Source organism: Streptosporangium minutum (assembly GCF_002149035.1).
Classification (GTDB): Bacteria; Actinomycetota; Actinomycetes; order Streptosporangiales; family Streptosporangiaceae; genus Streptosporangium; species Streptosporangium minutum.
In genome coordinates this window covers 1-9077 of sequence record NZ_NGFP01000326.1, presented here as the reverse complement: position 1 = coordinate 9077, position 9077 = coordinate 1, and the positions used below count along the sequence as shown (strand labels likewise).

The following is a 9077-nucleotide window of genomic DNA, read 5'->3' as shown; positions in this document are numbered from 1 at the left end:
GCTCGATCCGCGGATGCCGTGGCTGAGCCTGGGCTGGGTGATCGGGCCGCTGGCGCCCATCGCGGTCACGGCCCTGGTCGCCCGCGACCGGCTGAACCTGCAGACCGTCATCACCCTCGGCTCGATCCTCGCGACCGGCGCCGTGATCACCGTGATCGGCCTGCTCCGCTACTTCACCACCCGCTACCGGGTCACCGGTGACCGCGTCGAGCTCCGCTCCGGCCTGCTCTTCCGCAGGCACCGTTCGGTCCCGCGTGACCGGGTGCGCAGCGTCGACCTGACGGCCCGCCCGATGCACCGGGTCTTCGGCCTGGCCACGGTCAAGATCGGTACCGGCCAGAACGACGCGGAGAAGGGATTCGCCCTCGACGGCGTCTCCCGGGCCGGCGCCCTGCTCCTGCGGCGGAGCCTGCTCGGCCGTACGGCCCCCGCCGACTCCGTCATCGCGGAGCTGCGCCCGGCCTGGATCCGCTACGCGCTGCTGAGCAGCTGGGCGCTGCCGATCGGCCTGGCCCCCTTCGGCCTGTTCTTCCGCGTGCTGGACATCTTCGGAGTCAGTCCCGCGGAGGTCGGTTTCCTCGGCGAGCTGTGGGCCGCCGTCATGGCGACCCACCCGGTCGTGGTCCTCGCCGTCGCCGTCGGGGTCGTCCTGGCGATCGGGCTTTCGGGAGCCCTCCTGCTCTACGTGGAGGCCTGGTGGAACTTCCGCCTGACCCGCGAACCCGACCGCACCTTCCTCGTGCGGCGGGGCCTGCTGACCACCCGTTCCCTGTCGCTGGAGGAGCGGCGGCTGCACGGGGTCGAGGTGGCGGAGCCGCTGCCGTTGCGCTGGGGCGGAGGCGCCAGGCTGAACGCCTTGGCCACCGGGCTCGGCGAGGACGACTCGACGGCCCTGCTGCCGCCCGCTCCGCGCGCCGAGGCGCACCGGAGCGCCGCCGCCGTGCTGGCCGAGGGCGCCTCACCGGCCCTCGCGCGGCTCGTCGCCCACCCCCGGGCCGCGCTGCGGCGCAGGGTCGTCCACGCGATCTGGCCGCCGCTCGTCCTCGGGCTCCTGTCGGCCGGGCTCGCCGCGTGGCTGAGCTGGGTCCCCGGCCTCCTCTGGCTGGCCGGCCCGGCCCTGCTCCCCGCCGGACTGCTGCTGGCCCGCGACGCCTACCGCAACCTGGGCCACGGCCTCCGCGGCCCCTACCTCGTCACCCGGTACGGCACGGCCCGGCGCCGGACCGTGGTGCTCCGCCGTACCGCGATCATCGGCTGGACCGTCAGCCGTTCGCCCTTCCAGCGGAGGTCGGGCCTGCTCACGCTGGCCGCGACCACGGCGGCGGGCAAGGGGTCCTACAAGGTCAGGGACGTCTCCGTCACCCGAGGGCTGGTGTTCGCCGAGGAGTCGGTGCCCGGTCTGCTCGCACCCTTCGTCCGCCGATCTTCCGGGAACTAGGATCGGACGCGATGGAGGGCGGCGGAGTGAACACGTTGACGGATCTGCTCGCCGAGGCGTCGCAGGGGCGGTTCCCCGCGCCGGACGCGGGGCCGACGATCCTGCCCCAGCCATCGCCACGGGACGCGGGGATCATCGCCTTCACCGCTCACAACGTGATATTCGCCGACGTCGAGGCGTCGTGGATCCGTGACCGGCTTCCCGGAGGAGATCTCTCCGCGCCGCTCAACCCGCCGTTCCTCAGCGCCCTGGAGGAACGGATGGGCCGCCCGATCAACAACATCGACATGCTCGCCCTCGCCGAGCCTCTGGGCGGCCGCCCGTCGATCGCGCTGGCGGAGACGGCCGGGACCGGCCATCCGAGAGTCGAGCTCGCCCGCCGGTACCGCGACGCCGTACGGGCATGGACCTGCCCGGGAGGCCTTCTCGTCGTCGGCCGCGGCGTGGCGGGCCGCTGGGAGGTCGCGATCGAGGTCGAGCCGGAGCACCAGGGCCGGGGCCTGGGAAGGGCTCTCGCATGCGCGGCCCGTCAGCTCACCCCGCACCCGCTCTGGGCCCAGATCGCCCCGGGCAACGCGGCCAGCGTCCGGGCCTTCCTCGCCGCGGGATACGTCCCGGTGGGCGCCGAAGCGCTGTTCGTCCCGTAGCCCGGAGGCCGCCTCGTCCGGTTCCGGCGACCCGTCGCCGAAAGGCTCGGTCATCCGATGGGAACCGGACTTTCAACGCTCCTAATCGCCTTCAAGATGCTACCTATGCTACTTTCGGTAGCATGAGCGGTGGGACCAGAAAGTTCAGCGTCACGATTCCGGAGGAGCTGGCCGCGACCGTGCAGGCGCGGATCGGCAGTGCCAGCTTCTCCGCGTACGTCTCCAAGGCGCTGGCCCGGCAGGTGGAGCGGGACAATCTCCGAGAGATCGTCGCCGCCGCCGAGTCCCAGCACGGTCCCGTGGATCGCGCGGGGGTGGAGGGCAAACGCGCTCTCCTGCGGACCGGACCCGAGGGTCGGAGCGACAGCCACACGCCGGCCGCGTGATGCCCGGATCACTCGTTCTGGACTGCGAAGGCCTGTCGAAGGCGATCCTCCAGGTTCCCGAGCTGACCGAATGGCTGGTGGCGGCCGAGGAGGAGGACGTCCGCGTCGTCGTCAGCGCCGCCACTCTCGTCGAGGTTTCCCACCCCCGGCTCAACAGGGCTCGCTACGACTGGACTCTCTCCCGGCTGAGCGTCGAACCCGTCAGCCGGGAGATCGCCCACGACGCGGCCCGGTTGCTCGCCGCGGCCGGGCTCCACGGTCACAGACACGCCGTCGACGCCATGGTGTGCGCCACCGCCCTCCGCCTTCCCGGACCGGTGACCGTCCTGACCTCCGATGTCGAGGACATCACGGCCATCGGCCAGAACCGCCTGCGCGCCGTGAAGGTCTAGACGTTCGCGGCGGCCGCCGTCATCGATCCATGCCCGCGGCGCCGGGAGGGTCCCAGGGGCCGCCGGAGAGGAAGCGCTCCAGCGCGGCCGTGTAGGGCCGGGGGTCCAGGCCCCTGCCCGCCGCCCACCCGTCGTCGTGCACGGTCCCCAGGTAGCGCGGCCCGGCGTCGGCGATCAGTGTGACGACCTCGGAGCCGCGCGAGACCAGCTCGCACGCGGCCCACAGGTTCGTCCCGGTGGACCCGCCGACCGGAATCCCGGTGATCTCGCGGACCAGCCGGGCGGCGGCCACGCTGGCCGCGTCGGGGACCGGCATCACCAGGTCGTAGAGCGAGGGGATGAAGCCGGCCTCCAGGCGGGGGCGGCCGATGCCCTCGATCCTGGAAGGCATGCCGGTGCCGTAGTCGGCGACGCCGTAGGCCCAGCCGGGGAAGTAGGCGGAGTTCTCCGGGTCGGCGACGGCCAGCCGGGTGGCGTGGCCGCGCAGGCGGATGTGGCGGCCGAGCGCGGCGGCGGTGGCGCCCGTCCCCGCGCCCACGACGACCCAGCCCGGCTCCCCGCCGACCTTCCTCACCTGGTCGAACAGCTCCTCGGCGAGCCCGCCGGACTGCCAGTCGACCGCGCGTTCCGCCCAGGCGAACTGGTCCATGAAGTGACCGCCCAGCTCCGCCGCCAGCCGTCGGGCCTCGTCGTAGATCGCCAGGGGCGGATTCACGAACCGGCATTCGCCGCCGAGCTCCTCGACCGCCGCCGCGCGGGACGGGGACGGTTCCCCGGGCATGACCGCGATGAACCGGAGCCCGAGCAGCCGGGCGAAGTAGGCCTGGGCGACGGCCGAGCCGCCGCCGGTGGCCTCCACCACCGCGGTGTCCTCGCGGATGCGCCCGCAGGCGACGCCGTACCGGAAGAGGGCCTGGGCGAGCCGGTGTTTCAGGGTGCCGGTCGGGTGCGCGGACTCGTCCTTGAGCCGGAGGCCCGGCAGGGGGAGGCCCAGCAGGGGGGTCGGGGCCGTCTCGCCGTCCAGTCGCTCGATCGCCTCTGTTGACCACATGGGGACGAATCTAGAGGGTACGGAGGCAGGCGGCTCCRGGCGGTACGGACGGCTCTAGACGGTGCGGAGGCAGGCGACGGTCCGGTGGACGGGGATGCCGGGGGCGGGCGGCGCCTGCGTGCGGTTCACCCAGCAGAAGTCCACGCCGGCGGCCCGCGCGCAGCCGCCGTCGCTCGCCGGGGAGTCGCCGACCATGAGCGCGTCGCCGGACCTGGCCTCCAGCAGGTCCAGGGTGTGGTGGAGCAGCTCCCCGTCGGGCTTGCGCAGGCCCACCTCGGGCGCGATCACCACGTGCTCGAAGAACCCGCCGATCCGCGTACGGCGGAGCTTGGCCCGCTGGACATGGGCGATGCCGTCGGTCACCAGGGCCAGCCTGAACCTCCGGGACAGGTGCCGCAGGGCGGCCCTGGCCTCGGGGAACAGGGTCACGTTCCGGCCGAGCGCGTCCTCGAACGCTACCGCGACCGAGGGAAGGGCGCCCATCCTGGCCCAGCGTTCCAGCCGCAGCTCGGCCAGGGTGATCCGGTGCTCGCGGTAGGCGGCCCAGAGCGGCTCGTTGGCGGCGTGGAACCGCGCCAGGAACTCGGCGCGGCCCATCCGGAAGAAGCGGTGGTGGACCTCATGAAGCGCGCCTCGCTCGGTCCGGGCATAGTCGACCACGGTCCCGTCCAAGTCGATCAACAGGACCTGGTACCGATGCTCCCTCGCCGAGCCCATCGCGCTCCGACAGCCGGAGGATCTCCCCGACCGCCGCCGCGTCCGCGACGTAGATGTGAGGAACGTCGACGAAGACCCTCATTGACCCACAGCCCACCCCGAGGTCGCCGGCGACCTCGTTCTGGATACTACGCAGCGGCACGTAGTTCAGATAGGAGGTGAACACGTTCTGCGACCGGAAGGCGGCGGTCATCGCCAGCCCCCCGTCGCGCAGCCGGAAGGCCAGGCTGGTCAGGCAGGGCACCGCGTCGGGAGACTCGCCCGGGACGGTCAGGGAGATCCAGCCGCTCTTGGTGTACGGCTTGGCGTGCAGCACGTCGGCGACCCAGCGGAGCTGGTCGACGCCGAGGAGCTGGCGGAGCCGGCCGCCGTAGCTGTACTTGAAGGGCGGGATGACCGCGCACTCGCTGAACTTGCCGGCGTACAGCGGGATCTTCCCCGAGTCGCCGTAGGACTCCAGGATCGGATCGTCCCAGCCGAGCCCGGCGATCTCGAACAGCACCGCCTGGGCCTCGATGATCGGGCCCCGGTCGTCCTCGGCGGCCCTGCCGTTGGTCCTTACGTGTCGCATCAGCCAGATCCACGTCTCCCCACAAGACGCGAATCTGAGGAGGTCGGGCATTCAGGTCTCCACGTTGGGGAAATGGAAGGGGTTGTGTGGGAGTCTGCGCCGTCGGGAGACGTTGGCGCGGACGTAGTAGACGGCGTAGTGCAGCAGTGCGAGCAGCCCGATGGCCACCAGCAGCAGGGCCGTGTTGGGGTCGGCCCCGACCATGCCGAGCGTGCCGACCGCGATGTAGGAGCTGTTGACGAGGGCCAGCATCATCACGTTGATCCCCGGCCAGGCGAGCGGCGCGTAGGTCTCGGGATAGCGGGGGTCCACCGGCAGGTTGGGGGTCCAGCCGAGGGCCGAGAAGTGGTCCTTGAGCTGGACCACGTAGAGCAGGCGGAAGTTGTTGAGCGCCCGCGCGGTCCGCATGTGCGCGTTCACCGCCTCGATCAGCCGCAGGAATGGCAACATGTTCAGCAGTCCGAACGCGGCGATCGTCGCGAACAGATACCACGGCACGCCGTCCCAGGAGGTCAGCGCCCCGGGGTTGATCACCTTCGCGCTCGCCAGCGCGATGGCGGCGGCGAACGGGGCGGCGAGCAGGCTCATGGAGAGCCTGGTCATCTTGAGCCGTTCGTCCTTGGCGGCGAGGTAGACGTGGTAGGTCCCGCTGAAGTCCACGGCCACGAGCTGGAGGAAGTCCTTGGGTTCCACGGGCAGGTCGTCAAGCCTCTCGGGCAGCGACTCCGCGGTCATGCGCGGCAACATCTTCCGCATCGGGACCCACTCTCGGGGGCTGGCGGACTTGCGCGGTAAGAAGATTTTGACCCACTTGTTAGCCGCGTGCGCGTGATTCGCCACATCTCTCACAACTTCTCTGAGCCATCCGGCATCTAAGGGGTGACGTTGCCGGGGACGGGGGTTTCTCACCATGGGACTGACGGCGCTCGCACCGGGTGATCCCGTACGGCTGGGCGCGTACCGGCTGGCCGGACGGCTGGGGACAGGCGGGCAGGGGATCGTCTACGAGGCCTACGACGCCGAGGGCGGCCGAGCCGCGATCAAGGTGCTGCGCGGGGACGTGGCGGCGGACCCGAGGCTGCGGACGCGGTTCATGAAGGAGGCGGAGGCGGCGCGGCGGGTGGCGTCGTTCTGCACCGCCCGGATCCTCGCGGTGGACTTCGACGCGCCGAGGCCGTACATCGTCAGCGAGTTCGTCGCCGGGTCCGACCTGCGCGGGGCGGTCCGCGAGGCAGGGCCGTACGCCGGGGACGCCCTGCACCGGCTCGCCATCGCGCTGGCCACGGCGCTGACCGCGATCCACCGCGCGGGGGTGGTCCATCGCGACGTCAAGCCGGAGAACGTGCTGCTCGGCCCGGACGGACCCCGGGTGATCGATTTCGGCGTGGCCAGGACCGGGGAGATGCCGCCGACCACGACGGGGGTCGTCGCGGGGACGCCGACGTTCATGGCGCCCGAGGTGTTCGTCGGGCAGCGGGCGGGCCCGCCGGCCGATGTGTTCGCCTGGGGCGGGGTGCTGCTGTTCGCCGCCACGGGCAAGGACCCGTTCCAGGCGGAGACCCTGGGCGGCGTGATGCACCGGGTGCTCACCGTCGACCCCGACCTCGGCGACGTCGCCGAACCGCTGCGCTCGCYGATGGCCGCCGCGCTGGCCAAGGAGGCGACGGCCCGGCCGGCCGCGCACGAACTGCTGACGGGCCTGCTCGGCGCCGCCGCAGGGGAGGCGGAGGACGGGGTGGCCGAGGCCCTCGTGGCGGGGGCGCGGGCTGCCCGGGGGGTCCTGCCGGCCGGATCCGGCGCCCCCGCGCTCGGCGTGGTCGCCGAGGAGGCCTTCACCGGGCTGTCGCCCGAGGCACAGGCCGACGCCCCTGGAGTGCTGCTCCGCATGATCGGTGACGACTCGATCCAGAGCGTCGACTACCGGCCGGAGGACGAGCCGGTGATCGCCCGTTTCGCCGCCGCCGGGCTGCTGGTCAGGGACGGCGCCACCGTCGCTCCGACCGGAGCGGCCCTGTCGCGGGCCTGGCCCCGGCTGCGCGAGTGGCTGGCGGCCGAGCGCGACGGGCTGCCGGTGCATCGCCGGCTGGCCGAGGCGGCCCGGGTCTGGGAGGAGCGCGGACGCCTCCCCGGAGACCTCTACCAGGGGGCGTCGCTCCGGGAGGCGCTGCACTGGGCCGCGACCGAGCGGCGCTACCTCGGGATGAACCGCCGGGAACGGCAGTTCCTCGACACGGCCTCGGCGGCGGAACGGCGGCGTCAGCGCAGGAGGCGGCTGGTCACCGCGGGGATGGCCGTGCTGCTCGCCTTCTCGCTGGGCGTGACCGCGATCGCCCTGCACCAGCGGCAGACTCTCGCCGGGCAGGCCGAGGACCTGGGGCGGCAGCGCGACGAGTCGGCCGCCCGGGCCGCCGCCGCCCGCGCCGACGACCTGCGCGACTCCGACCCCGGGACCGCCATGCGGCTCAGCGTGGCCGCCTGGCGGATCGCCCAGGTGCCGGAGGCGCGCTCCGCGCTGCAGGCCGCACTGGCCCAGGCGAAGATCGACGTGTTCACCGACCCCGACGCCACCTCCAGGGCCTCCTACGTCCTGACGCCCGACGCGCGGACGCTCGTGCGGGCGTACGGCGGCGAGGTCGTCATGTACGACGTGGCCACGCACAGGCCGGTCCGGTCGTTGCGGGGAGTGGGAGACCTCGCCGCCGTGACCGCGGCGAGCTCCGACGGCTCGATCCTCCAGGTCGGCAGGAGGCTCTGGGACAGCGCCACGGGCAAGGCCGTCGGCCCGGCGATCCCCGAGGGGGCGAGGGCGGAGCTGGAGCCGGAGCGGCGGCTGATCTCGATCATCGGCCCCGACCGGCTGGTGATGCGCCCACCGGCCGGGGGCGGGCCGCTGGTCTCGGTGGCCGGGACCGAACTGGAGGGGACCGTCTCGCCGGACGGCCGGTGGGCTGCCGTGGCCGGCCGTCAGGGCACGGTCGAGGTCTGGGACCTGGCCGCGGGGAGACGGACGTTCAGCCGGAGGATCGACGGCCCCGTCAGCCTCCGGGGGGAGCGGGGAGCGCCGCAGATCGCGTTCAGCCCGGACGGCGCGACCCTCGCGGTCGGCGGTGACACCTCGATCACGCTGCTTGACCCCGCCGATGGGAAGCAGCGCGGCGAGCACTTCGCGAGCACCGGCGGCGGCTCGCTCAGGTTCAGCCCGGACGGCCGCTTCCTCGCCGAGCAGGCGGACGACACCCTCTATCTCTGGAAGGTGGCCGACCGGACCATATCCGCGCAGTTCCCCCTGGCGACCTTCGGCAGAGCGCGCTTCACCGCCGACAGCCGCACGCTGCGGTACCCGACCGAGTACGGCTCGGTGGTATCGGTCGACATCAGCGCCGTCACCCACACCGACACACTGAACGTGCCCAGGGAGCGCAGCGGCTGGGAGAGCGCGGCGTTCGCTCCCGGGGGCCGGGTGCTCGCCTACGCCAACCTGGGCGTGGCCCGCCTCTGGGACCCCACCCGGCTGGCCCCGATCGGCGGCCCGTTGACCGCCGACGCGGGTTCGGCCGGGGTGTTCAGCCCGGACGGCAGGACACTCGCCATCCCCCGCAGGGACGGTTCGGCGGTGACCCTGTGGGATGTCGCCACCCGCCGGAGCCTCACCACTCTGGAGACCGGGGCCGGACCGGTCATGGCCCTCGCCTTCAGCGGGGACGGCCGGAGGCTCGCGGCCGGTGTTGGCGGTGCGGGCGGCAAGGAGATCCAGATCTGGGACGTGCGCGCGGGCAGGATCACCGGGACGGTGCACCGGGGGTTCATCGAGAGCCTGGCCTTCCGTCCGGGCGGGGATCCGGGCGACGGCCGGGCCGGGGAGCCGGGGGGAGATC

At 72.9% G+C, this 9077-nt stretch carries 9 protein-coding genes; 5 read left to right on the top strand and 4 right to left on the bottom strand.

Annotated features, from left to right (window positions below; genetic code table 11):
- The 4 genes from CA984_RS39950 to CA984_RS39935 form a co-directional block, all read left to right on the top strand.
- On the top strand, positions 1–1438 hold a 1438-nt coding region (locus tag CA984_RS39950), incomplete at its 5' end, for a PH domain-containing protein (protein ID WP_207621217.1).
- A gap of 26 nt (positions 1439–1464) precedes the next feature.
- Entirely contained in the window at positions 1465–2085 is a 621-nt protein-coding gene (locus CA984_RS39945) for a GNAT family N-acetyltransferase (RefSeq protein WP_242676438.1), read from the top strand.
- A gap of 122 nt (positions 2086–2207) precedes the next feature.
- Complete coding sequence (locus tag CA984_RS39940) at positions 2208–2471, top strand: hypothetical protein (protein WP_086578562.1); 264 nt, start codon at positions 2208–2210, stop codon at positions 2469–2471.
- A complete protein-coding gene (locus CA984_RS39935; protein WP_012887563.1) occupies positions 2471–2863 on the top strand; it encodes a type II toxin-antitoxin system VapC family toxin in 393 nt (130 codons plus the stop codon). Before CA984_RS39940 ends, CA984_RS39935 begins: the two co-directional genes overlap by 1 nt.
- A gap of 19 nt (positions 2864–2882) precedes the next feature.
- On the opposite strand, the gene CA984_RS39930 is transcribed toward CA984_RS39935, so the two are convergent.
- From CA984_RS39930 to CA984_RS39915, 4 genes are read right to left on the bottom strand one after another with little or no spacing between them, the layout of a single operon-like run.
- On the bottom strand, positions 2883–3914 hold the full coding sequence (locus tag CA984_RS39930) for a PLP-dependent cysteine synthase family protein (protein WP_086578561.1): 1032 nt from the start codon (positions 3912–3914) through the stop codon (positions 2883–2885).
- Positions 3915–3968: 54 nt separating this feature from the next.
- Positions 3969–4595: an HAD-IA family hydrolase gene (locus CA984_RS39925; protein ID WP_165781595.1), complete on the bottom strand. Its 627-nt coding sequence runs from the start codon at positions 4593–4595 to the stop codon at positions 3969–3971.
- The gene (locus CA984_RS39920) at positions 4534–5202 is read right to left on the bottom strand and encodes a thymidylate synthase family protein (protein WP_133061918.1); all 669 of its coding nucleotides are present in this window, start codon (positions 5200–5202) and stop codon (positions 4534–4536) included. The genes CA984_RS39925 and CA984_RS39920 overlap by 62 nt, the downstream gene beginning before the upstream one ends.
- 51 nt (positions 5203–5253) lie before the next feature.
- Positions 5254–5958: a hypothetical protein gene (locus CA984_RS39915; RefSeq protein WP_133061917.1), complete on the bottom strand. Its 705-nt coding sequence runs from the start codon at positions 5956–5958 to the stop codon at positions 5254–5256.
- 154 nt (positions 5959–6112) lie between these two features.
- On the opposite strand from CA984_RS39915, the gene CA984_RS39910 reads away from it, so the two are divergent.
- The coding region (locus CA984_RS39910; RefSeq protein WP_165781594.1) for a serine/threonine-protein kinase at positions 6113–9077 on the top strand (2965 nt) is incomplete at its 3' end.